This window comes from Pseudomonas sp. 13B_2.1_Bac1, assembly GCF_025466155.1.
Classification (GTDB): Bacteria; Pseudomonadota; Gammaproteobacteria; order Pseudomonadales; family Pseudomonadaceae; genus Aquipseudomonas; species Aquipseudomonas aylmerensis.
On sequence record NZ_JANLOH010000051.1, the window covers coordinates 1 to 20,104 of the forward strand.

22 protein-coding genes are annotated in these 20,104 nt (G+C 62.6%); 17 read left to right on the top strand and 5 right to left on the bottom strand.

Annotated features, from left to right (window positions below; translation table 11 throughout):
• Positions 1-73 precede the first annotated feature (73 nt).
• The 3 genes from NTD80_RS12060 to NTD80_RS12070 form a co-directional block, all read right to left on the bottom strand.
• Complete coding sequence (locus NTD80_RS12060) at positions 74-715, bottom strand: oxidoreductase (protein ID WP_065910047.1); 642 nt, start codon at positions 713-715, stop codon at positions 74-76.
• 29 nt (positions 716-744) lie between these two features.
• The gene (locus tag NTD80_RS12065; RefSeq protein WP_065910049.1) at positions 745-2,463 is read right to left on the bottom strand and encodes a C13 family peptidase; all 1,719 of its coding nucleotides are present in this window, start codon (positions 2,461-2,463) and stop codon (positions 745-747) included.
• A 191-nt stretch (positions 2,464-2,654) separates the two neighbouring features.
• Positions 2,655-3,110: a MaoC family dehydratase gene (locus NTD80_RS12070; RefSeq protein WP_065910051.1), complete on the bottom strand. Its 456-nt coding sequence runs from the start codon at positions 3,108-3,110 to the stop codon at positions 2,655-2,657.
• Positions 3,111-3,275: 165 nt separating this feature from the next.
• Between NTD80_RS12070 and NTD80_RS12075 the strand changes: the two genes are divergently transcribed.
• The 4 genes from NTD80_RS12075 (at position 3,276) to NTD80_RS12090 (ending at position 5,271) form a co-directional block, all read left to right on the top strand.
• Positions 3,276-3,629: a CidA/LrgA family protein gene (locus NTD80_RS12075; RefSeq protein ID WP_065910053.1), complete on the top strand. Its 354-nt coding sequence runs from the start codon at positions 3,276-3,278 to the stop codon at positions 3,627-3,629.
• Positions 3,626-4,342, top strand: a complete 717-nt coding sequence (locus NTD80_RS12080; RefSeq protein WP_065910055.1) for an LrgB family protein — start codon at positions 3,626-3,628, stop codon at positions 4,340-4,342. Before NTD80_RS12075 ends, NTD80_RS12080 begins: the two co-directional genes overlap by 4 nt.
• A gap of 21 nt (positions 4,343-4,363) precedes the next feature.
• On the top strand, positions 4,364-4,954 hold the full coding sequence (locus NTD80_RS12085; RefSeq protein WP_065910057.1) for an LON peptidase substrate-binding domain-containing protein: 591 nt from the start codon (positions 4,364-4,366) through the stop codon (positions 4,952-4,954).
• A 101-nt stretch (positions 4,955-5,055) separates the two neighbouring features.
• Positions 5,056-5,271, top strand: a complete 216-nt coding sequence (locus NTD80_RS12090; protein WP_065910332.1) for a hypothetical protein — start codon at positions 5,056-5,058, stop codon at positions 5,269-5,271.
• Here NTD80_RS12090 and NTD80_RS12095 read toward each other — a convergent pair.
• Together NTD80_RS12095 and NTD80_RS12100 are read right to left on the bottom strand one after the other, a co-directional pair.
• Positions 5,265-6,581: a bifunctional DedA family/phosphatase PAP2 family protein gene (locus NTD80_RS12095; protein ID WP_262133753.1), complete on the bottom strand. Its 1,317-nt coding sequence runs from the start codon at positions 6,579-6,581 to the stop codon at positions 5,265-5,267. The two genes, NTD80_RS12090 and NTD80_RS12095, sit on opposite strands and share 7 nt — an antisense overlap.
• 70 nt (positions 6,582-6,651) lie before the next feature.
• On the bottom strand, positions 6,652-7,335 hold the full coding sequence (locus NTD80_RS12100; protein WP_120450102.1) for a DNA-3-methyladenine glycosylase: 684 nt from the start codon (positions 7,333-7,335) through the stop codon (positions 6,652-6,654).
• Between the two features lie 174 nt (positions 7,336-7,509).
• Here NTD80_RS12100 and NTD80_RS12105 point away from each other — a divergent pair, with 174 nt between their 5' ends.
• The 13 genes from NTD80_RS12105 to NTD80_RS12165 all read left to right on the top strand — a co-directional run bounded on the left by NTD80_RS12105 (position 7,510) and on the right by NTD80_RS12165 (position 20,000).
• Positions 7,510-8,775: a glutamate-5-semialdehyde dehydrogenase gene (locus NTD80_RS12105; protein ID WP_262133754.1), complete on the top strand. Its 1,266-nt coding sequence runs from the start codon at positions 7,510-7,512 to the stop codon at positions 8,773-8,775.
• A complete protein-coding gene (nadD, locus tag NTD80_RS12110; protein WP_120450098.1) occupies positions 8,775-9,419 on the top strand; it encodes a nicotinate-nucleotide adenylyltransferase in 645 nt (214 codons plus the stop codon). Before NTD80_RS12105 ends, nadD begins: the two co-directional genes overlap by 1 nt.
• 69 nt (positions 9,420-9,488) lie before the next feature.
• A complete protein-coding gene (gene rsfS / locus NTD80_RS12115; RefSeq protein ID WP_003215432.1) occupies positions 9,489-9,983 on the top strand; it encodes a ribosome silencing factor in 495 nt (164 codons plus the stop codon).
• Positions 9,984-9,992: 9 nt separating this feature from the next.
• Positions 9,993-10,460 (top strand): 23S rRNA (pseudouridine(1915)-N(3))-methyltransferase RlmH, encoded by a 468-nt coding sequence (rlmH, locus tag NTD80_RS12120; RefSeq protein ID WP_003176297.1) that lies wholly within the window; start codon positions 9,993-9,995, stop codon positions 10,458-10,460.
• 15 nt (positions 10,461-10,475) lie between these two features.
• Entirely contained in the window at positions 10,476-12,374 is a 1,899-nt protein-coding gene (gene mrdA / locus NTD80_RS12125; RefSeq protein ID WP_065910070.1) for a penicillin-binding protein 2, read from the top strand.
• A gap of 31 nt (positions 12,375-12,405) precedes the next feature.
• Complete coding sequence (gene rodA, locus NTD80_RS12130) at positions 12,406-13,509, top strand: rod shape-determining protein RodA (protein ID WP_065910334.1); 1,104 nt, start codon at positions 12,406-12,408, stop codon at positions 13,507-13,509.
• 17 nt (positions 13,510-13,526) lie between these two features.
• A complete protein-coding gene (mltB, locus tag NTD80_RS12135; RefSeq protein ID WP_065910072.1) occupies positions 13,527-14,537 on the top strand; it encodes a lytic murein transglycosylase B in 1,011 nt (336 codons plus the stop codon).
• Positions 14,537-15,535, top strand: a complete 999-nt coding sequence (locus NTD80_RS12140) for a septal ring lytic transglycosylase RlpA family protein (protein WP_065910074.1) — start codon at positions 14,537-14,539, stop codon at positions 15,533-15,535. Before mltB ends, NTD80_RS12140 begins: the two co-directional genes overlap by 1 nt.
• A 179-nt stretch (positions 15,536-15,714) precedes the next feature.
• The gene (locus NTD80_RS12145; protein ID WP_065910075.1) at positions 15,715-16,872 is read left to right on the top strand and encodes a D-alanyl-D-alanine carboxypeptidase family protein; all 1,158 of its coding nucleotides are present in this window, start codon (positions 15,715-15,717) and stop codon (positions 16,870-16,872) included.
• Positions 16,873-16,957: 85 nt separating this feature from the next.
• Positions 16,958-17,239, top strand: coding sequence for a DUF493 domain-containing protein (locus NTD80_RS12150; RefSeq protein WP_043047980.1), 282 nt, complete (start codon positions 16,958-16,960; stop codon positions 17,237-17,239).
• On the top strand, positions 17,239-17,886 hold the full coding sequence (gene lipB / locus NTD80_RS12155) for a lipoyl(octanoyl) transferase LipB (RefSeq protein WP_262133761.1): 648 nt from the start codon (positions 17,239-17,241) through the stop codon (positions 17,884-17,886). Before NTD80_RS12150 ends, lipB begins: the two co-directional genes overlap by 1 nt.
• Positions 17,887-17,912: 26 nt before the next feature.
• Entirely contained in the window at positions 17,913-18,914 is a 1,002-nt protein-coding gene (gene lipA, locus NTD80_RS12160) for a lipoyl synthase (RefSeq protein ID WP_057444888.1), read from the top strand.
• 153 nt (positions 18,915-19,067) lie between these two features.
• On the top strand, positions 19,068-20,000 hold the full coding sequence (locus tag NTD80_RS12165; protein ID WP_262133762.1) for an LD-carboxypeptidase: 933 nt from the start codon (positions 19,068-19,070) through the stop codon (positions 19,998-20,000).
• Positions 20,001-20,104 lie beyond the last annotated feature (104 nt).

Genomic DNA, 20,104 nt, shown 5'->3' on the forward strand with positions numbered 1-20,104 from the left:
GGGTGGCTGATCCACCGCCTTCGCGAGCAAGCCCGCTCCCACATTTGAAACTGCGCCAGGGATTTAGGTCAGGTTACTTGCCGAGCTTGCGCAGCTCATCCGACTCCACCACCCGCACCCCATCCTGCTCTTCCAGTGCCAGGCGCCACATGGCTCGGGCCAGTTCGCAGACTTCAATGCCGTGGTATTTGCCCGGAATCAACCGCGACAATGGTCCGGCCAATTGCTCAGCCAGGCGCGGCTCCAGGCGTTCGCCCAGCAGCAGCGACGGCCGCACGATGGTCAGTTGCGGCCAGTCCTGCGCCTTCAGCGCCTGTTCCATTTCGCCTTTGACGCGGTTATAGAAAATCGAGGATTTCGGGTCGGCGCCGATCGCGCTGATCACGATCAAGTGCCGTGCGCCCATTTCCCGCGCACGTTTGGCGAAGGCCACGACCATGTCCAGGTCCACGGCGCGGAAGGCCTCTTCAGAGCCGGCCTGCTTGATGGTGGTGCCCAGGCAGCAGAACGCGATATCCACCCGGCCGCTCAGTTGCGGCAGGAAGACCGCCGGGTCGCCGACCGGGTTTTCCAGGTGTGGGTGCTCGGCCAGCGGCTTGCGGCTCGGTGCCAGCACGCGGGTCACGGTGGGCTCGTTGAGCAGGCGGTCGAGCAGGTGTTCGCCGGTGAGCCCGGAGGCGCCGGCGAGCAAGATATGCTGCGGTGTCAAGTACATGGTGTTTCCCCCTTGTTACACATTACAGCTTAGTTGCCTTTGGCTTCCTTGCTATTCATTGAGACGCTTTCGAGCGCCTTTCGTGCCTGCTGCTTGCGTAATAATTGCCAGTGGGCGATGACGCCCTTGGGGGCCCAGATCTGCGGCTCGGAGGCTTCGAAGTTGTCCGCCTGCTCGCGTTCGGTCACATGCAGCTGCGCGAGCTTGAACGCCTGCTGCAGGTCATCGGTCTGGTTGAAGGCTTGGGCGAAGAGGGCGTCGCCAAAGTAGGTGAAGTCGGCTTCCTCGGAGCAGCCGAAGGACACGCGGTCGGCGCGCGAGGCGGTCATGATCAGCGTGTGTTCATCTTTCAGCGCCGGGATAAACCCGCCGGAGTAGCAGGCGGAAATCACGATGATCTTGTCGCGATTCTTCAGCGGCGTGAGCACCGCCGCCAGTTCATCGGCGGGCAGGTCGGCCAGCTCCATGCGCGGCTGGTCGAGCACCAGTTCGTGTTCGTGGGTGCCGTGGCTGGTCAGGTAGATGAACACCAGGTCTTCCGGCCCGCTGCGCTCGGCGAGGGTCTGGACCGCGCGCCGCAGGCTTTCGCGCGTGGCCATCGGACGGTCGGCGATATGGTCGCGGTGGTTGACCAGGCGAATCTGCCCGCGGGCACCGAAGCGCGTGGCGAGCATATTGCTGACGTAATCGGCTTCGCGCAGGAACACGCTTTGTTTGCCGTCGCCGGCCAGTACCAGGGTGTACAGCTCCACCGCCGAGGTAGAGGCGGGCACCGCGGCGAGGGCGGCGTCGAGCAGGTGGCCCTGGGCCAGGATCCCGGTCTCCAGCGGATCGGGCAGCAGCTTGCCGTCGGCATCCCGCACGCGCATGCCGTTGACCCAGGTACCGGCCTGCACCGTGCCATCGGTCAGCACCAGGGTGCCTTTGCCTTGATAGCTGTCGCTGTCGAAGCCGCCGATATAGAAGCTGCCGTCGGTGAGGTTCAAGCGGCCTTCGCCGGTAAAGCGCCAGTCGACGAACTGGCCGACATAATGGCTGCCGTCCACGCCGATCAACTCGCCCTTGCCGCTGAGGGCACCTTCCTTGAACTGGCCGATCCAGACATCGCCGTCGGCGTTTTCGTAGCGGCCCTTGCCGTTGAGCTGGTTCTGCTTGAACTGGCCGACATAGATGTCGCCGTCAGCGCTGTTGAACGTGCCGTTGCCTTCCAGTTGGCCATCCACGAAGTGGCCGTTGAACTGGTTGCCGCTGTCATCGTTGCGCTGGCCTTCGCCGTTCGGCTTGCCGTGGGCGAACTGGCCCTGGTATTGGCTGCCATCGGCCAGTTCCAGGCGGCCGAGGCCGGAATACTGGTCGTCCTTAAATTCGCCGCGATAGGTCATCTGCCCCTCTTTGAGGGTGCCTTCGCCGTTACGCCGACCGTTCTTGAAGCCGCCGACATACTGGCTGCCGGCCGTGGTCAGGCTGCCCTGGCCGTCGAACAGGCCTTGCTGGAACTGGCCTTTATAGACTTCGCCGTTGCTGCCATGCCACTCGCCCTGGCCGTGCCACTGGCCTTTGTCGAACTGCCCGGCGTACCAACTGCCGTTCGGGTAGTCCACGCGACCCTTGCCCTGCAGCAAGCCATCGACCACATCGCCCCGGTAACGGCCGCCATCGGGCAGGCGCGCATCTGGCGGCAACAGCGATTCGCCGTCTCCGCAAGCGGTGAGCAACAGGGCAAGGGCAAGGGGAGCGAGTGGGCGCATAGCGGGATCCGGATAATTGAGCGCCGAGTATGCCGCAGCTGCGGGTTTCATACATAAATTTACATCTGTTGTGGTAAGGATTTTGCCTTTCCACAGATCCGTAGGAGCCGGCTTGCCGGCGGGCATTCAGGGGGAATGCGGCGGCTGTGCGTTTTTCGCTGGCAAGCCAGCTCCTACACGGGGGCGGGTGGTTACACGAAGTAGAGCGACAACGACTCGGCTACGTAAGCGGGTTTTTCCTGGCCTTCGATTTCCAGGGTCGCGGTGGCCTTGAGCAGCCATTGGCCGGGCTTTTTCTCGGTGACGTCATTGAGGGTCACGTTCAGGCGCACCTTGGAATTGACCTTCACCGGCTGGATAAACCGCACACTGTCCAGGCCATAGTTGACGGCCATCTTCAAGCCTTCGGGCACGATCAGCAGGTCTTCCATCAGCTTGGGCATCAGCGACAACGACAGGAAACCATGCGCGATGGTGGTGCCAAACGGCGTCTGCGCGGCCTTGACCGGGTCGACATGGATGAACTGGTGATCGCCGGTGGCCTCGGCGAACAGGTTGATACGAGCCTGGTCGATGGTGAGCCATTCGGAACGTCCCAGTTCCTTGCCGACATAATCTTTGAGCTGCGCTACGGGTACATAGGGCATTGCGTCTCTCCTTGGTTCATCGGTGCTGTTTTTATGGGTTACAGAGAACCAATGTAGATCATCATGGCCAATCAGCCCGGTCAACCCACCATGCTTTTGGCGAATGCCGATGCATAGGGCGGGCATGCTTATAATGCGGGCGGGTCTTGAGGGGGGAGAGAACGGATGCTGTTACGCGGTCTGACATGGCTGGTGCTGTTTCAATTGATCGGCACGGCGATCAATCATTTGCTGTTACCGGTGCTGCCGGGCCCGATCATTGGCCTGCTGTTGATGCTCGGCTACCTGGTGTGGCGCGGCGAAGTCGGCGAGCCCCTGAGCCTGGCGGCCAGCAGCCTGTTGCGCTATTTGCCGTTGCTGCTGGTGCCGCCGGCGGTGGGGGTGATGGTGTATGCGCGGGACATTGCCGCCGACTTCTGGGCAATCGTCGGCGCGCTGGTGGTGTCGCTGGTGATCGCCATGGGCTTTGTTGGCCTGTTGATGGAGCACATGGTCAAGCGCAAGGAGAAGGATCAATGATCTTCGACTGGCAAGGCGCGTGGACAGCCGTGATTCACCACCCTCTGTTTGGCATCGGTATCACCCTCGGCGCGTATCAATTGGTACTCGCGGGCTTTGAGAAAACCCGCTGGATTTTCCTGCAGCCGGTGCTGGTTTCCATGCTGCTGGTGATTGGCGTGTTGCTCACCTGCGGGCTGAGCTACGCCGAGTACCGCAAGAGCACCGAGATCATGAGCATCCTGCTCGGCCCCGCGACCGTGGCCCTGGCGGTGCCGCTGTACTTGAACCTGCGGCGGATTCGCCAATTGTTCTGGCCGATTTTTACTACGCTGGTGATAGGTGGCGTGTTGGCCACTGGCCTGTGTGTGCTGCTGGGGTGGTGGTTTGGCGCCGAGCATAGGATGCTGATGACGATGGCGCCCAAGTCGGTGACCTCGCCGATCGCCATGCTGGTGGCCGAGCAGATCGGCGGCGTGGCCGCATTGGCGGCGGTGTTTGTACTGATCACCGGGGTAATCGGCGCGATGATCGGGCCTGCTTACCTGTCGCGCCTGGGGGTGCGCAGCCCCGAGGCGCGCGGCATGGCGCTGGGCATGACCGCCCACGCCGTCGGCACCTCGGTGGCCCTGCAGGAAAGCGAAGAGTGCGGCGCCTTTGCAGCGCTGGCCATGAGTCTGATGGGCGTGGCCACGGCGGTGTTCCTGCCGCTGGCTGTGTCGGTGATTGTTTAAACCGGGTTTAAGGAAACCTTTATGAGTCTGGCGCTGTTCCCGCTCAATACCGTGCTGTTCCCTGGCTGCACCCTCGACCTGCAATTGTTCGAGGCGCGCTATCTGGACATGATCAGCCGCTGCCTGAAAAAGGGCGAAAGCTTCGGCGTGGTGTGCATCCTCGACGGCAAGGAAGTGGGCATCGCGCCGGACGGCTACGCGCTGATCGGCTGCGAAGCGCTGATTCGCGACTTCAAGCAACAGGACAACGGCCTGCTTGGGATTCGCGTCGAAGGTGGCCGTCGCTTCCGCGTGCGTGACGCCGGCGTGCAGAAAGACCAGTTGCTGGTGGCCGAGGTGCAGTGGCTGGAAGAACAACCGGACCAGGCGCTGGAAGAAGAGGACGCCGACCTACTGGCCTTGCTGCAGGCCCTGGCCGAACACCCGATGGTCGCCTCGCTGGACATGGGCGCCCACGCCGACGGCCAGCAAGCCCTGGGCAACCAACTGGCGTATCTGCTGCCGTTCACCGAGGCCGACAAGATCGACCTGCTGCAACTCGACGACCCGCAGCAACGGCTGGACGCGATCCAGATGTTGCTCGATGAGCTGCAAGGTGAGCTGTTCACCTGAGTTTCGGAAAAGTCCGGCGGTGCTTTCGGACGTTTCTTCGCGGCCCGCTGTGCGTTGCCTGAAATAGTCGCCGATCACATAACGATGATCGGGGGATGGACATGATTCGGCTAGCGCAATCGGAGCAGGCGGTCTGGGACGCTTTTTTTGTCAGCATTGCCGGGCAATTGCTGCAGTCGGACGCCAAGCGCGGTGCGGAATACATCGCCGAGCGCGCCGCAGAGATTGCCGATGAGATGCTGTTGGAGCGACGCGAACGCTGTATTGAGCGTCGCGTTGCTCCCGTCGACTGGTTGGGGCCGGCCCGGAGTCAGTAGGCATACCTGAGCAGCGCATGCGGTGTGCCGGTAAAGGCGATAAAACTCAGCACCGCCACTATCGCCGGCAGTAACAGCCACCAGGCTTGGCGCGGCATCGGCGGCAATGGGCTGCGGTACTGGCTGACGGTCAGGCTGAACGCACACACGGTCATCGCCAGCAGCGTGCCCGCCAGGATATCGGTGGGCCAATGAGCGCCCAGGTACACCCGGGACAATGCGATAAAAGCGGCGGGGATGCAGCCCAGCAGCATCCAGGTCAGGCGCAACCGCGTGGGCTGGCCGCGACCGGCCAATACCGCCAATGCCAGGAAAAACGCGAACGCGCCGGACGCGTGCCCGCTGGGCATGCTGAAGCTGGTGAGTGGGTCGGTCAGGATTTCCGGGCGACCGCGCGCGAAAAACAGCTTGGTCCCGGTATTGATCACCGCAGCGCCGGCCAGCGTGGCGCCGACAAACACGGCATGCCGCCATTGCCGTGCCAGGAGCAGCAGGCCGGTGAACACGGCGCTGGCGACGAACATCTTCTTGAACTCACCCAACTGCGTAAGCCGCACCATCACCTCGTCCAGCCAGGCGCTGCGATGTTCCTGGACCAGCGCACTGAGGCCCTGGTCAAAGTCGTTGAGGTGCGGATAGCCGATAAACAGTGCGATCAACAGCGTCAGGCTGGCGCAGCCGATCCACAGCGTCGCGCGACGATGCCCGCGCAGGCTGCTGTTCAAGCTCAGCCCCAGCAGTATCGCCAGGCAGGCCGCGACAATCCCCGCTTCCGGCCAGAACCCTGGCGGCAATGGCAGGCGAAACGCGGCGCCGGTCGCCCAGCCTGGCAACAGGTAGGCCACCGACCAGCCGGCGGCCGCTAGAACGCTGACGGCGGCAAAGCGCGGAAACGGCATGTCGCACATGCCGGCCACCATCGGCAACATCGGGCGCAGCGGGCCGATGAAACGTCCGACCAGCAGGCTGGCGATGCCGTACTTGTGGAAGTAGGTCTCTGCGCCGCTCATCCACTCCGGGTGGTGGCGCAGACCGGGCAGGCGGCGAATGTTCTGGTGGAAATGACGCCCCAGATAATAGGACACAGCATCGCCCAACAGCCCTCCGAGAAAACCCAGCAACAGGGTTTCGCTCAACGACAGCGCGCCACTGCCGGCCAAGGCAGCGATGGCAAACAGCAACACCGTGCCAGGCACGATCAGGCCGGCAATCGCCAGGCATTCCACGCACGCGACGATAAACACCGCCACCGCCAGCCATTGCGGGTTGAGGGTCAGCCAGCCAGTAATGCTATCGAGCCATTGGCCCATACAATCCACTCCATCCAAGTTCGTACACCTTGCACGCGCCCGGCAAGCCGGGCTCCTGCAGGCCGTGTGATCACATCAAAAAATAATCGCGGCCTTCGACCTGGCCCCGACGCAGCGGGTTGCGCGTGCAATACGGCGCATAGCCCGCGTCCACGAAGCGGTACATCAAGTGTTCGTCACGGCCACTGGGGATGCCCAGGCGGGTGGTCTGGATGATCTGTGTGGGTGACTGGCCAACGTCTTCCACATAGAGCAAGTCCTGATCGAAGCGCTTGGCGTCCCAAACCGGCACCTTCAGGCCCAGCGCTTTGCACAGCAGCGTCTGCCCGGCGCACAGCTTCTGCGAGGCGCGAGGGCTGCCGTCGGCGTTCGGATTGTTCAACAGCATCTGCGCCAGGCTGGCGGGGCCGGAGCGTTCATCGACCCACGGATAGGCCGATTTGATCAGTACCGCATTGCCCGGGCCGTGGGCGCTGAAGTTCAGCGAATCGCCGCCACGGGCGTAGTACATGTAGATATGGCCGCCATCCAGAAACAAAGCCTTACGCTTTTCTGTGTAACCGAGTGAGGCGTGGCTGCCTTTTTCGGCCACGTAATAGGCTTCGGTTTCAATAATTCGCGCCGAAAGCCAGATATCGCCGACGCGATGGCGTATGACTTTTCCGAGCAATTCGCGCGCGAGCAATTGTGCATCGCGGTCGAAGAAGCTGTCGGGCAGGGCGCTGGCGGGGAGTTGCGGGGTCAAACCGGACATGGCGTTCAGGGTTATTACGGCTAAATGTGACGGAATAATAACAACTCCCACCTTAATTACCGCTGAACCCCAGGTTTTTACAGTTCATTTCGACCATCCGCCCCTCACCGCTGTCAGTCGGGCGGCGTCACAGCTATAATCTGCCGCTTTCCTCTTTGCCAAGACTCCCTGACCATGACTGAGTCCGTTCTTGACTACATGACCCGCCTGGGTCGCGCTGCCCGTCAGGCCTCGCGGTTGATCGCCCGTGCGAGCACCGCGCAGAAGAACCGTGCCCTGCTGGCGGCCGCCGACGCTCTGGACGCCTCGCGCTCCGAGCTGACCGCCGCCAACGAACAGGACCTGGCCAACGGCCGCGCCAATGGCCTGGAGCCCGCGCTGCTGGACCGCCTGGCGCTGACCCCGGCACGTATCGACGACATGATCGAAGGCCTGCGTCAGGTGGCCAAGCTGCCTGACCCCATCGGTGAAATCCGCGACATGCGTTACCTGCCGTCCGGCATCCAGGTTGGCAAGATGCGGGTGCCGCTGGGCGTGATCGGCATCATCTATGAGTCGCGCCCGAACGTGACCATCGACGCCGCGAGCCTGTGCCTCAAGTCAGGCAATGCCACCATCCTGCGTGGCGGCTCCGAAGCGATCAATTCCAACCGTGCCATTGCCGCGTGCATCCAGCAGGGCCTGGCGGTGGCCGAGTTGCCGGCGGAAGTGGTGCAAGTGGTGGAAACCACCGACCGCGCCGCCGTGGGCGCCTTGATCACCATGCCGGAATTCGTCGATGTGATCGTGCCGCGTGGTGGCAAGAGCCTGATCGAACGCGTCAGCCGCGATGCCAAGGTGCCTGTCATCAAGCACCTGGACGGCGTGTGCCACGTGTTCATCGACGTGGCCGCCGATATCGACAAGGCGATCCGCATCGCCGACAACGCCAAGACTCACCGCTACGCCCCGTGCAACACCATGGAAACCCTGCTGGTGCACGCAGGCATTGCCGAGCGCGTGCTGCCGCCGCTGGCTGCCATCTACCGTGACAAGGGCGTGGAGCTGCGGGTTTGCGAGCGCACCCGTGCGCTGCTCGGCGCGGATGTGATCGAGGCGACCGAGCTGGACTGGTACACCGAATACACCGCGCCGATCCTGTCGATCAAGATTGTCGACGACCTCGACGAGGCCATCGAACACATCAACACCTACGGCTCCAAGCACACCGACGCCATTGTTTCCGAGCATTTCAGCGATGCCCGGCGTTTCCTCAACGAAGTGGATTCCGCTTCGGTGATGATCAACGCCTCGACGCGTTTTGCCGACGGCTTCGAGTATGGCCTGGGGGCGGAGATCGGCATCTCCACCGACAAGCTCCACGCACGCGGCCCGGTTGGCCTGGAAGGCCTGACCAGCGAGAAGTACGTGGTGTTCGGCGACGGTCATGTGCGCACTTGATGGCTAAACGCATCGGGCTGCTCGGTGGCACCTTCGACCCCGTGCACATCGGCCATTTGCGCAGTGCCCTGGAAGTTGCGGATGCCCTGGCGTTGGACGAACTGCGTCTGATCCCCAATTTCCGGCCGCCGCATCGCGATACTCCACAGGTGTCGCCGCAGCAGCGCCTGGAAATGGTGCGTCTTGCCGTGGAAGGCATAGCGCCGCTGGTGGTGGACGATCGCGAGCTCAAGCGCGATAAACCGTCCTACACTGTCGACACCCTGGAGCTGATGCGCGCCGAGTTGGCCGCGGATGACCAGTTGTTTCTGCTTTTGGGCTGGGACGCATTTTGCGGCCTGCCCTCTTGGCATCGCTGGGAGGAACTCCTCCAGCATTGCCACATCCTGGTTTTGCAACGCCCGGATGCCGACAGCGAACCGCCGGATGCCTTGCGCAACCTGCTGGCCGCGCGGTCGGTAAGTGACCCCTTGGCCCTGACCGGGCCGAACGGGAATATTGCATTCGTCTGGCAGACCCCGCTTGCGGTGTCCGCCACCCAGATCCGTCAACTGCTGGCCAGCGGGAAGTCGGTACGTTTCCTGGTGCCTGACGCGGTCCTGGCCTACATCGATGCGCACGGGCTTTACCGTGCGTCGAACTGAAAAGGCGCGCTTGAACGCACGGACAACCGTGCAGCAAGCGCCCGAACATACGAGCAAAACGAGTTTTTTATGACGAACAAAGACGTAAGCAAAGTTAAGCGCAAAGGCACGTTCAAAAGCGCCCCGCTGCCGGTCGAAGCGCACACCGGCCCTGAGCTGGCTGGCGAAGAGCTGGTAAAAGTCGCCGTGGCGGCCCTGGAAGACGTGAAGGCCCAGGACATCCAGGTCCTGGACGTACGCGACAAGCAGAGCATCACCGACTTCATGATCATCGCCACCGGTACCTCCAACCGTCAGATCGGCGCGATGCTCGACAAGGTCCGCGAAGCCGTCAAGGCCCAGGGCGTCAAGCCGCTGGGTGAAGAAGGCAAGGGCGACAGCGACTGGGTGCTGCTGGACATGGACGACGTGATCGTTCACATGATGACTTCCAACGCCCGTCAGTTCTACGACCTGGAGCGTCTGTGGAAAGGCGCCGAGCAGAGCCGTGCGGCTGACGGCAAGCACCACAGCCCGGAAGTGGGCCACGCGCACTTCGACAAGCTCAACAAAGACCAGGAATAAGGAACGGCTGTGCGCCTGCGTCTGATTGCTGTCGGTTCACGCATGCCCAAGTGGGTGGAAGAAGGCTGGCACGAGTATGCCAAGCGTCTGCCCGCTGAGCTGTCGCTGGAACTGGTAGAGATACCGCTCAATACCCGGGGCAAGAATGCCGACGTGGCACGCTTTATCCGTCAGGAAGGCGAGGCCATGCTGGCCAAGGTCGGCCCCAACGAGCGCATCGTCACCCTCGAAGTGCACGGCAAACCCTGGAGCACCGAGCAACTGGCGGTCGAGCTGGATCGCTGGCGCCTGGACTCGCGCACGGTCAACTTCATGGTCGGCGGCCCGGAAGGGCTGGCGCCGGAAGTCTGCGCGCGGGCGGATCAGCGCTGGTCGCTGTCGGCGCTGACGCTGCCGCACCCGTTGGTAAGGATCCTGATCGGTGAACAGCTGTATCGCGCCTGGACAGTTCTGTCCGGGCACCCTTACCACAAATAATCTGCGCCCCTCCCGATGACCCAGCCGATCCGCATCAAGGACCACGAGAAAGACGCACGTCTGGTACGCGCGCGCGTGGTGTTTGGCGCGATCATGGTCGTGGTGCTGTTGGGGGTGCTGATTGCCCGCCTGTATTTCCTGCAGGTGATCCAGTACGACTATCACTCCACCTTGTCGGAAAACAACCGGGTGCACGTGCAGCCGATTCCGCCGACCCGTGGCCTGATTTTCGACCGCAATGGCGTGGTGGTCGCGGATAACCGTCCCAGCTTCAGCCTGAGCATGACCCGCGAGCGTTCCGGCGACTGGCAGCAGATCCTCGATGTCATCGTCGAGGTGCTGCAGCTGACTCCGGAAGACCGGGTGATTTTCGAGAAGCGCATGAAGCAGGGGCGCCGGCCTTTCGAGCCGGTGCCGATCCTGTTTGAGCTGACCGAAGAGCAGATCGCGCGGATCGCGGTGAACCAGTTCCGCCTGCCGGGCGTGGAAGTGGTCGCACAATTGGTGCGCCATTACCCGCAGGGGCCGCACTTTGCGCACTCGGTCGGCTACATGGGGCGGATCAACGAGAAAGAGCTGAAAAGCCTCGACCCGGTCAACTACAGCGGCACCCACCATATCGGCAAGACCGGCATCGAGCGTTTCTACGAGCCGGAACTGCACGGCCAGGTGGGTTACGAAGAAGTCGAGACCAACGCGCGCGGCCGCGTGCTGCGGGTGCTCAAGCGGACCGACCCGGTGCCGGGCAAGGACATTGTGCTGAGCCTGGACATCAAGCTGCAGGAAGCGGCGGAGATGGCCCTGGGTGGGCGTCGAGGCGCGGTCGTGGCGCTGGACCCGAATACCGGCGAAGTGCTGGCGATGGTCAGCCAGCCGAGCTTCGACCCTAACCTGTTCGTCACCGGGATCAGCTTCAAGGCTTACGCCGAGTTGCGTGATTCCATCGACCGACCGCTGTTCAACCGCGTGTTGCGCGGCCTCTACCCGCCGGGTTCGACGATCAAGCCGGCGGTGGCGATTGCCGGCCTGGATGCGGGCGTGGTCACCGCCTCCAGCCGCGTGTTCGACCCGGGCTACTACATGCTGCCCAACTACGATCACAAATACCGTAACTGGAACCGCACCGGTGACGGCTATGTCGACCTGGACACCGCAATCATGCGCTCCAACGACACCTATTTTTACGACCTGGCCCACAAGCTTGGCATTGACCGTTTGTCTGCCTACATGGGCAAGTTCGGCCTGGGCCAGAAAGTCTCCCTGGACATGTTCGAGGAATCCCCTGGCCTGATGCCATCGCGCGAGTGGAAGCGCGCGACCCGTCGCCAGGCCTGGTTCCCGGGCGAAACCCTGATCCTCGGGATCGGCCAGGGCTACATGCAGGCCACGCCGCTGCAACTGGCCCAGGCCACGGCGCTGGTGGCGAACAAAGGCGTCTGGAATCGGCCGCACCTGGCCAGGACCATCGAGGGCGAAAAGCCGCTGGATGAAAACCCGATCCCGGACATCGTGCTGCGCGACCCGTCGGACTGGACCAAGGTCAACCACGGCATGCAGCAAGTGATGCACGGCGCCCGTGGCACCGCGCGCAAGGCGGCGGTCGGCGCGCAGTACCGGATTGCTGGCAAGAGCGGGACCGCCCAGGTGGTCGCGATCAAGCAGGGCGAGAAATATGACCGCTCCAAGGTTCAGGAACGCCACCGTGACCACGCCTTGTTTGTCGGCTTTGCCCCGGCGGACGACCCGAAAATCGTGGTGGCGGTGATGGTCGAGAACGGCGAGTCCGGCTCCGGCGTTGCTGCGCCCGTGGTGCGCCAAGTGATGGATGCCTGGCTGTTGGCCGACGACGGCAGGCTCAAGCCCGAATATGGCGGCCCCCCTTCAAGCACCGAGGTTACGGCCAGTGAAGAGTAATTTTGACCGCATCCTCTCCAGCGAGGATGTGATGCGTCGCCGCGCGACGTTGCTGCAGCGCATGCACATCGATGGCCCGTTGCTGATCCTGCTCCTGACCCTGGCGGCTGGCAGTCTGTTCGTGCTGTATTCGGCCAGCGGCAAGAACTGGGACCTGCTGATCAAGCAGGCCTCGTCGTTCGGCCTTGGCCTGTTGTCGATGCTGGTGATTGCCCAGCTCGAACCGCGGTTCATGGCGCGGTGGGTGCCCTTGGGCTACGTTGCCGGCGTATTGCTATTGGTGGTGGTGGACGTGATGGGCCACAACGCCATGGGGGCGACGCGCTGGATCAACATTCCCGGGGTGATTCGCTTCCAGCCGTCGGAATTCATGAAGATCCTGATGCCGGCGACCATTGCCTGGTATCTGTCCAAGCGCACCTTGCCGCCGCAGCTCAAGCATGTGGCCATCAGCCTGTTCCTGATCGGCGTGCCGTTTATCCTGATCGTGCGCCAGCCAGACCTCGGCACCTCGCTGCTGATCCTGGCGGGCGGTGCGTTCGTGCTGTTCATGGGCGGGCTGCGCTGGCGCTGGATTCTCAGCGTGCTGGCCGCCGCCGTGCCGGTGGCCGTGGCCATGTGGTTCTTCTTCATGCACGACTACCAGAAGCAACGGATCCTGACCTTCCTCGACCCGGAAAGCGACCCGCTGGGCACCGGCTGGAACATTATCCAGTCGAAGGCCGCCATCGGTTCCGGCGGTGTATTTGGTAAGGGTTGGTTACTGGGCACCCAGTCGCACCTGGACTTCCTGCCGGAGAGCCACACCGACTTCATTATTGCGGTGATGGGCGAAGAGTTCGGCCTGGTGGGCATTTGCGCGCTGTTGCTGATTTATTTGCTGTTGATTGGTCGCGGCCTGGTGATCACCGCGCAGGCGCAGACGCTGTTCGGCAAATTGCTCGCCGGCAGCCTGACCATGACTTTTTTTGTTTACGTTTTCGTCAACATCGGTATGGTCAGTGGCCTGTTGCCGGTGGTTGGGGTGCCGTTGCCGTTCATTAGCTACGGCGGAACTTCGCTGGTGACATTGCTGTCAGCGTTTGGGGTTTTGATGTCGATTCATACGCATCGCAAATGGATCGCACAGGTTTGAATAAGGTGAAGATGTCAATGCAAGTAATGCGCGGCTGGGCGACTCGGCATGCGTCCTGGATGGGCCTGATCGGGCTGCTGGGGGCAACGCAGGAGGTGCAGGCCGGTGACTACGATGGCTCACCCCAGGTCGCCGAATTTGTCGGTGAGATGACCCGCGACTACGGTTTCGCCGGTGAACAACTGATGGGCGTGTTCCGCGAAGCCCAGCGCAAGCAGGCGATTCTCGACGCCATCTCCCGTCCCGCCGAGCGCGTGAAGCAGTGGAAGGAATATCGCCCGATGTTCCTGACCGACGCCCGCGTGGCCCGTGGCGTGGACTTCTGGCGCCAGCACGAGGCAGTCCTGGCCCGCGCCGAGCAGGAGTACGGCGTGCCGGCCCAGGTGATTGTCGCGATTATCGGCATCGAAACCTTCTACGGTCGCAACACCGGCAGCTACCGGGTGATCGACGCCCTGTCGACCCTGGGTTTCGACTACCCGCCGCGCGCCGACTTCTTCCGCAAGGAGCTGCGTGAGTTCCTGCTGCTGGCCCGCGAAGAGCAGGTCGACCCGCTGACCCTCAAGGGTTCCTACGCCGGTGCCATGGGCCTGCCGCAGTTCATGCCGAGCAGCTTCCGCGCTTATGCCGTGGATTTTGACGGCGACGGGCACATCAATATCTGGAGCAATCCCGACGACGCCATCGGCAGTGTGGCCAGCTACTTCAAACGCCACGGCTGGGTCGCCGGCGAGCCGGTGGTGATCCGCGCCGATGTGACTGGCGATCGCGCCGATGAAGGCCTGACCCAGGGTATCGAGCCGGCCAAGACGGTCGGGGAGTTGCGGGCGCTGGGCTGGTCGAGTCAGAATGCGCCACGCGATGATATGCCGGTGACGGCGTTCCGCCTCGAAGGCGAAAATGGCCCTGAATACTGGATGGGCCTGAAGAATTTCTACGCAATCACGCGTTATAACCGCAGTGTGATGTACGCCATGGCCGTGCATCAGCTGTCAGACATGCTGGTCCAAGCACGGGGCAACAAGTAATGCGGGCATCGCCGTTCAATAAACCGCTCAAGCTGGTGGCGTTCGCCGCGTTGTCCTTGCTGGTTGTCAGTTGTTCCACCAGTCGCGGTCCGGCGCAGAAGTCGGGCGGCACCGCCATCCGTTCCCAGCCTGGCCTGGACATCAACCGTGCGCACAAAGATGGCGCGCCCTGGTGGGATGTCGACGTATCGAAGATCCCGGATGCCACGCCAACCCTGCACACCGGCGCCTACAAGGCCAACCCGTATACCGTGCTGGGCAAGACCTATTTCCCGCTGCAGGAATCCAAGACCTACGTGCAATCGGGCACGGCGTCCTGGTACGGCACCAAGTTCCATGGCCAGAACACCGCCAACGGCGAAGTGTATGACCTGTATGGCATGAGCGCGGCGCACAAGACCCTGCCGCTGCCCAGCTATGTGCGCGTGACCAACCTGGACAACAATCGCACGGTGATCCTGCGCGTCAACGATCGTGGGCCGTTCTATTCGGACCGGATCATCGACTTGTCCTACGCCGCCGCGAAAAAACTCGGCTACGCCGAAACCGGCACCGCGCGGGTCAAGGTCGAAGGCATCGACCCGGCGCAGTACTGGGCCCAGCGTGGCAAGCCGGCGCCGTTGATGCTCAACGAACCGCAAACGCCGCAACCACAGATTACCGCGTCGGCCGGCAAGGTCGAGCAGTGGACACCGCCGCCGGCGCAGCACGCGCCGGACACCGTGGCCGTGCCTCAGGCCGCGCCGGGCAGTTCGATGGCGGGCGGGCAGTACCTGCAGGTGGGCGCTTTCGCCAACCCGGATGCGGCAGAACTGTTAAGGTCCAAGCTGAGCAGCATGGTCAGCGCGCCGGTCTTCATCAGCTCCATCGTGCGTAACCAGCAGACCCTGCACCGTGTGCGCATGGGCCCGATCGGCTCGCCGAGCGAGGTCGCGCAAGTGCAGAACAGCGTGCGCCTGGCCAACCTGGGGCAACCCAGCGTGGTCACTGCCGAATAAGAAAGATTGATGGTTCTGGCCCGTGCGCGGGCTTGAACCCTGGTTGTTGGCTCGTTGAACAATAAAAACCCAGGGGCAAGGGGTGAGCGGGCAACCGAACACGTGACAGTCTGGTAGCGGGCTGTCTGAATAAGTTTTGCCCGCGAGGGCAAGTTTCCATAAGCAATTTCGAGAGACGGATGAACATCACCACCTTAGCCAAACGCACGTGCCTGCTTCTTTCGCTGATCATCACCCCGGCCGCCTGGGCGGTTGAAATGGTGCCGGCTTCCCCGCAACTGGCTGCCAAGGCCTGGGTCCTCATGGATGCCGCCAGCGGCAACGTGCTGGTCGAGAACAACGGTGACCAGCGCCTGCCCCCAGCCAGCCTGACCAAGCTGATGACCGCCTACATCGCGACCCTGGAAATCCGTCGCGGCCAGATCGGCGAGAACGACCCGGTCACCGTCAGCGAAAACGCCTGGCGCACCGGCGGTTCGCGGATGTTCATCAAGGTCGGCTCGCAAGTGACCGTGAGCGACCTGCTGCACGGCATCATCATTCAGTCCGGTAACGACGCCAGCGTGGCCCTGTCCGAGCACATCGCCGGCAGCGAAGACGCGTTCGCCGACATGATGAACAAAACCGTGGCTGACCTGGGCATGACCAACAGCCACTTCATGAACCCGACCGGCCTGCCAAACCCAGAGCACTACTCGTCGGCTCACGACATGGCGATCCTGGCGCGCGCGATCATCCGCGTCGACCCGGTGCACTACGCGATCTACTCCCAGAAGGAATTCTTCTGGAACAACATCAAGCAGCCTAACCGCAACCTGCTGCTGTGGCGCGACAAGACCGTCGACGGTCTGAAAACCGGCCACACCGAAGAAGCCGGTTACTGCATGGTGTCGTCCGCCGTACGTGATGGCCAGCGCCTGATCGCCGTCGTATTCGGCACCAACAGCGAGCAGGCCCGTGCGGCCGAGACGCAAAAACTGCTGACCTACGGTTTCCGCTTCTTCGAAACCCAGACCTTCTATCAGAAGGGTGCTGAGCTGGCCACCGCTCCGGTCTGGAAAGGCGCAACCTCGCAGGTCAAGGCCGGCCTGGCTGAAGACCTGACCCTGACCATGCCTAAAGGCCAGCTGAAAAAGCTCGCGGCCAGCATGACCATGAACCCGCAATTGGTCGCGCCAATTGCCAAGGGTGACGTGATCGGTAAGGTCGAAGTGAAGCTGGACGACAAGGTGGTGCACAGCGCCGACCTGATCGCGCTGGACGCCGTCGACGAAGGTGGTATCTTCCGCCGCGTGTGGGATAGCATCCGTCTATTCTTCTACAGCTTGTTCAACTGATTAGTGTGCACCTGCAAAGCCCCGTGTTGATCCGACACGGGGCTTTGCCCGTCGCCACGGCTTACGCTTACGAGGCCGTTTCGCCATGACCGATAAAGAAGTAGAAGTAAAGGCGCCCAAGATCGAATTCCCAGTGACGGATTATCCCGTCAAGGTGATCAGCGATACCGGCGTGGGCCGCAAGGACAAGATTCTCGAGATCGTCAGAAAACACGCGACGATCAACGACAACCGTGTGGACGAGCGTCAAAGCTCCACCGGCAAATACACCACGATCCAGTTGCACATCGTTGCCACGGATCAGGACCAGCTCTACAACATCAACAGTGAACTGCGGGCCACCGGCTTCGTGCACATGGTGCTGTGATGTCGCATACCCTGGGCTTTCGCGAGCTCGGCCAGATGGACTATGAGCCCGTCTGGCACGCCATGCAGCGCTTCACCAATGAGCGCGGCAGCTCGGCCCCCGATGAGATATGGCTGGTGGAACACCCGCCGGTATTTACCCAGGGCCAGGCCGGCAAGGCCGAACATCTGTTGTTGCCGGGTGATATTCCGGTGGTGCAGGTCGACCGAGGTGGCCAAGTGACTTACCATGGGCCGGGTCAACTGGTGGCGTACCTGCTGCTGGACGTACGCAAGCTTGGGTTTGGCGTACGCGACCTGGTGAGCCGAATGGAGGCTTGCCTGATCGAGCTGTTGGCCAGTTACGGCGTGACCGCCGCGGCCAAGCCCGATGCACCCGGTGTGTATGTGGACGGCGCGAAAATCGCCTCCCTCGGGTTGCGCATTCGCCACGGTTGTTCCTTTCATGGCCTGGCCTTGAACGTGGACATGGACCTGACGCCGTTTCGGCGGATCAACCCGTGCGGTTACGCCGGGTTGGCGATGACCCAACTGAGCGACCACGCCACACCGATTAAATTTGCCGAGGTAAGTGCCCGGCTGCGTGCGCAGCTCGTCAAACACCTCGACTATGCTGAGCAGACGACCCTCACGGGCGGAATCGACTGATTATGACTACTGATGCAGTGCAAACCATGATCCCGACGCTGGACATCACCGAGCGTCCGGCCCCGGCCCCGCGTGCCAAGGTGGAAGCCGGCGTCAAGCTGCGCGGCGCCGAGAAGGTTGCACGCATCCCGGTCAAGATCATCCCGACCACCGAACTGCCGAAGAAGCCTGACTGGATCCGCGTGCGCATCCCGGTTTCGCCGGAAGTCGACCGTATCAAGGCCCTGCTGCGCAAACACAAGCTGCACAGCGTGTGCGAAGAAGCCTCCTGCCCGAACCTGGGTGAGTGCTTCTCCGGCGGCACTGCCACTTTCATGATCATGGGTGATATCTGCACCCGTCGTTGCCCGTTCTGCGACGTCGGCCACGGCCGGCCGAAGCCACTGGACGTCAACGAGCCGGAAAGCCTGGCCATCGCCATCGCCGACCTGAAACTCAAGTACGTGGTGATCACCTCGGTAGACCGCGACGACCTGCGTGACGGCGGTGCCCAGCACTTTGCCGACTGCATCCGCGAAATCCGCAAATTGTCGCCGAACGTGATGCTCGAAACCCTGGTGCCCGACTACCGTGGCCGCATGGACGTAGCGCTGGAAATCACCGCTGCCGAGCCGCCGGATGTGTTCAACCACAACCTGGAAACCGTGCCACGCCTGTACAAGGCCGCGCGCCCGGGTTCGGACTACCAGTGGTCGCTGACCCTGCTGCAGAAATTCAAGCAGATGATGCCGCACATCCCGACCAAATCCGGCCTGATGCTGGGCTTGGGCGAGACCGACGAAGAAGTGATCGAAGTCATGAAGCGCATGCGCGAACACGACATCGACATGCTGACCCTCGGCCAGTACCTGCAGCCGTCCCGCAGCCACTTGCCGGTCCAGCGCTTCGTGCACCCGGACACCTTCGCCTGGTTCGCCGAGGAAGGCTACAAGATGGGCTTCAAGAACGTCGCCTCGGGCCCGCTGGTACGTTCCTCGTACCACGCTGACGAACAGGCCAAGCTGGTCAAGGCCAGCCTGGTTTCGTAAGCCGGCCCCGATCCAATTGTAGAAGCTGGCTTGTGTGGGAGCTGGCTTGCCTGCGATAGCCTCACCTCGATGCGTCCGTTGCATCGAAGTGTCCGCATCGCTGGCAAGCCAGCTCCTACAGTTGTTTCTGCGTTACCGATACGGAGAGCATGGATGACCACTCAACTCGCGGCCGCCGTACCTGCTTTACGCAGTGAGGGCACCATCGCCCTGATCGCCCCCGCCGGCCCTGCCGCGCTGGACGTTGAAAAAGCCGGGCAATGGATGCGTGCCCGTGGCTACGACCTGCGAATCTTCCCCGGTGTGTATGAGCGCGACGGCTACCTGGCCGGCAGCGATGACGTGCGCCTGCATGACCTCCATACCGCCTTCGCCGACCCTGAAATCGATGCGATCTTCTGCCTGCGCGGAGGTTATGGCACGCCGCGCTTGCTCGATCGCCTGGATTTCGACCTGCTGCGCGCCAATCCCAAGCCGTTCGTGGGTTACAGCGACATCACCGCGGTGCACCTGGCGATCAGCCGCTACGCCGGTTTCGTGACCTTCCACGGGCCGATGCTCAATGCCGACCTGCTCGGCGACAAACAACAACCCACCGAGTCTTCCTTGTTCAGCCTGCTGCGGGGGCAGCTGGTCAGCGGCAGCCTGTTGGCACACCCGGTGGCGTACCCGTTGACCACGATTGAGCCTGGCATTGCCTGTGGGCGCTTGCTGGGTGGCAACCTGTCGATGATCGCCGCGGTCATGGGCACCCCGTTTGAAATCGACGCGCAGGGCATCATCCTGCTGATCGAGGACGTCAACGAGCCGATCTACCGCATCGACCGCCTGCTGACGCACCTGCGCCTGGCGGGCAAGCTGGCACAAGTGGCCGGTGTGCTGGTGGGGGATGTGGCGGGTGTGGACGCTGTGGCGCTGGAGCGCCTGCTAAAGCAGACCTTCGCCCCGTTGGGCATTCCGGTGTTGTCTGGCTGGCGCAGCGGGCATTGCGACCCGAACCTGACGCTGCCGATGGGCGCGCTGTTGCGGTTGGATGCGGGGGAGAAGCGGCTGGTGCTGGAGCAGGATGTCGTGCTCAAAGGCTGAGTTTGATGTTGCCTGTCACGCCGTCTTCGCAGGCAAGCCAGCTCCCACATTTGGAATGCATTCCCCTGTGGGAGCTGGCTTGCCTGCGATAGCGGTAGTTGCCT

Bases quoted from the DNA above. Each gene is read 5' to 3' on its own strand.
- NTD80_RS12065 (WP_065910049.1), bottom strand. From the start codon at position 2,463: ATGCGCCCACTCGCTCCCCTTGCCCTTGCCCTGTTGCTCACCGCTTGC.
- NTD80_RS12070 (WP_065910051.1), bottom strand. From the start codon at position 3,110: ATGCCCTATGTACCCGTAGCGCAGCTCAAAGATTATGTCGGCAAGGAA.
- NTD80_RS12100 (WP_120450102.1), bottom strand. From the start codon at position 7,335: ATGTCCGGTTTGACCCCGCAACTCCCCGCCAGCGCCCTGCCCGACAGC.
- NTD80_RS12080 (WP_065910055.1), top strand. From the start codon at position 3,626: ATGATCTTCGACTGGCAAGGCGCGTGGACAGCCGTGATTCACCACCCT.
- NTD80_RS12105 (WP_262133754.1), top strand. From the start codon at position 7,510: ATGACTGAGTCCGTTCTTGACTACATGACCCGCCTGGGTCGCGCTGCC.
- rsfS (WP_003215432.1), top strand. From the start codon at position 9,489: ATGACGAACAAAGACGTAAGCAAAGTTAAGCGCAAAGGCACGTTCAAA.
- NTD80_RS12090 (WP_065910332.1), top strand. From the start codon at position 5,056: ATGATTCGGCTAGCGCAATCGGAGCAGGCGGTCTGGGACGCTTTTTTT.
- rodA (WP_065910334.1), top strand. From the start codon at position 12,406: ATGCGTCGCCGCGCGACGTTGCTGCAGCGCATGCACATCGATGGCCCG.
- NTD80_RS12165 (WP_262133762.1), top strand. From the start codon at position 19,068: ATGACCACTCAACTCGCGGCCGCCGTACCTGCTTTACGCAGTGAGGGC.
- NTD80_RS12060 (WP_065910047.1), bottom strand. From the start codon at position 715: ATGTACTTGACACCGCAGCATATCTTGCTCGCCGGCGCCTCCGGGCTC.
- NTD80_RS12145 (WP_065910075.1), top strand. From the start codon at position 15,715: ATGAACATCACCACCTTAGCCAAACGCACGTGCCTGCTTCTTTCGCTG.
- NTD80_RS12140 (WP_065910074.1), top strand. From the start codon at position 14,537: ATGCGGGCATCGCCGTTCAATAAACCGCTCAAGCTGGTGGCGTTCGCC.
- NTD80_RS12085 (WP_065910057.1), top strand. From the start codon at position 4,364: ATGAGTCTGGCGCTGTTCCCGCTCAATACCGTGCTGTTCCCTGGCTGC.
- NTD80_RS12150 (WP_043047980.1), top strand. From the start codon at position 16,958: ATGACCGATAAAGAAGTAGAAGTAAAGGCGCCCAAGATCGAATTCCCA.
- mrdA (WP_065910070.1), top strand. From the start codon at position 10,476: ATGACCCAGCCGATCCGCATCAAGGACCACGAGAAAGACGCACGTCTG.
- NTD80_RS12095 (WP_262133753.1), bottom strand. From the start codon at position 6,581: ATGGGCCAATGGCTCGATAGCATTACTGGCTGGCTGACCCTCAACCCG.
- mltB (WP_065910072.1), top strand. From the start codon at position 13,527: ATGCAAGTAATGCGCGGCTGGGCGACTCGGCATGCGTCCTGGATGGGC.
- lipB (WP_262133761.1), top strand. From the start codon at position 17,239: ATGTCGCATACCCTGGGCTTTCGCGAGCTCGGCCAGATGGACTATGAG.
- NTD80_RS12075 (WP_065910053.1), top strand. From the start codon at position 3,276: ATGCTGTTACGCGGTCTGACATGGCTGGTGCTGTTTCAATTGATCGGC.
- nadD (WP_120450098.1), top strand. From the start codon at position 8,775: ATGGCTAAACGCATCGGGCTGCTCGGTGGCACCTTCGACCCCGTGCAC.
- lipA (WP_057444888.1), top strand. From the start codon at position 17,913: ATGATCCCGACGCTGGACATCACCGAGCGTCCGGCCCCGGCCCCGCGT.